The sequence below is a fragment of the Burkholderia sp. Bp9099 genome (assembly GCF_003857805.1).
Lineage (GTDB): Bacteria > Pseudomonadota > Gammaproteobacteria > Burkholderiales > Burkholderiaceae > Burkholderia.
On record NZ_QTPU01000077.1, the window covers coordinates 1 to 1,959 of the forward strand.

At 67.8% G+C, this 1,959-nt stretch carries 2 protein-coding genes; both read right to left on the minus strand.

Annotation, left to right across the window (positions count from 1 at the left end; translation table 11 throughout):
- Positions 1-587, minus strand: a 587-nt coding sequence (locus tag DIE17_RS36895; protein WP_185641055.1) for an alpha-E domain-containing protein, incomplete at its 3' end; no start/stop codon positions are given.
- Positions 588-651: 64 nt separating this feature from the next.
- Positions 652-1,959, minus strand: a 1,308-nt coding sequence (locus tag DIE17_RS36900; protein ID WP_148092735.1) for a circularly permuted type 2 ATP-grasp protein, incomplete at its 5' end; no start/stop codon positions are given.

Genomic DNA, 1,959 nt, shown 5'->3' on the forward strand with positions numbered 1-1,959 from the left:
TCGAGGATCGTGCCCACGTGCGACACCGACGGCAGCAGCAGGTGGTATTTCACGTCGAGGATCCGCGCGGTGTTGTCGGCCCGCTCGACGAACGCGCCGATCTGCGCGAAATCGAAGATCTCGTTGCGCAGCATCGTGCTGTAGAAGCTGCCGAGGATCAGCGCGGTTTCGCGCTTCACTTCGTCGAGCACCGCCGGCAGCCCGCTCTCCGGCACCGGCTGCGCAAGCGCCTGGCGCAGCGCGAGCCAGGCGCCGTTCACGCTCTCCCACGCCTCGCGCGTGAGCGCCGTGCGCACCATCCTCGCGTTCGAGCGCGCGGCCTCGATGCACGACAGCACGCTCGACGGGTTGTCGCGGTCGCGCAGCAGGTAGTCGGTCACGGTATCGGCGGCATACGCGTCGTACTTCTGACGATAGCCGTCGTCCGCGCCCGAGCTGACCAGCACCGACGACCATTCGGCCGGCGCATCGGACGTGCGCGTGAGCGCCATCCGCAGTCCGGCATCGACGATGCGCGCGATGTTCTCCGCGCGCTCGATATAGCGGTACATCCAGTAAAGACCGCTCGCAGTTCGTCCCAGAAGCATCTCGTGTCCACTCCGTCTTCGTTCGGTTCGCGCGCCGGCTGCGGCGCGCGCGGTCGTGCCCGGCTCAGTCGGCCAGCACCCAGGTGTCCTTGGTGCCGCCGCCCTGGCTCGAGTTGACGACCAGCGAGCCCTCCTGCAGCGCGACGCGCGTGAGCCCGCCCGGCGTGATGCGGATCCGGTCCGACACCAGCACGAACGGCCGCAGGTCGACGTGGCGCGGCGCGAGGCCGGCTTCGGTCAGGATCGGCGTCGTGGACAACGCCAGCGTGGGTTGCGCGATGTAGTTCGCGGGACGCGCGCGCAGCTTCGCGGCGAACGCCTCGATCTCGGCCTTCGATGCGCACGGCCCGACCAGCATCCCGTAGCCGCCCGAGCCGTGCACTTCCTTCACGACCAGTTCGTCGAGATGCTCGAGCACGTATTTCAGGCTGTCGGCCTCGCCGCAGCGCCAGGTCGGCACGTTCTCCAGCAGCGCCTTGCGGCCCGTGTAGAACTCGACGATCTCCGGCATGTACGAGTAGATCGCCTTGTCGTCGGCGATGCCGGTGCCCGGCGCGTTCGCGATCGTGATGTTGCCGGCGCGGTAGACGTCCATGATCCCGGCCACGCCGAGCACCGAATCGGGGCGGAACGTCAGCGGATCGAGGAACGCGTCGTCGACCCGGCGGTACAGCACGTCGATCGGCCGGAAGCCTTCGGTGGTGCGCATCGCGACGCGGCCGTCGACCACCTGCAGGTCGCTGCCCTCGACGAGGTGCACGCCCATCTGGTCGGCGAGGAACGAATGTTCGTAGTACGCGGAATTGTGGATGCCGGGCGTGAGCACGGCGATGGTCGGGTTGTCGGCATTGCCGCCCGGCGGGCACACGGCCGCGAGCGACTGCCGCAGCATCTGCGGATAGGTCTCGACCGGGCGCACCTTGACCTGCTGGAACAGCTCGGGAAAGAGCTGCATCATCGTCTCGCGGTTTTCCAGCATGTACGACACGCCCGACGGCGTGCGCGCGTTGTCTTCCAGCACGTAGAACTGGTTCTCGGCGGTGCGCACGATGTCGACGCCGATGATGTGCGTGTAGACGTTGCCGGGCGGCCGGAAATCGATCATCTCCGGGATGAACGCCTCGTTGTGCGCGATCAGGTGCTTCGGCACGATGCCGGCGCGCACGATCTCCTGGCGGTGGTAGATGTCGTCGAGGAACGCGTTGAGCGCCATCACGCGCTGCTCGATGCCGAGCGACAGCCGGCTCCATTCCGCGCCCGAGATGATCCGCGGCACGATGTCGAACGGAATCAGGCGCTCGGCGGCCTGCGCGTCGCCGTACACGGCGAACGTGATGCCCGTCCTGCGGAACACGCCTTCCGCGTCGTGGGC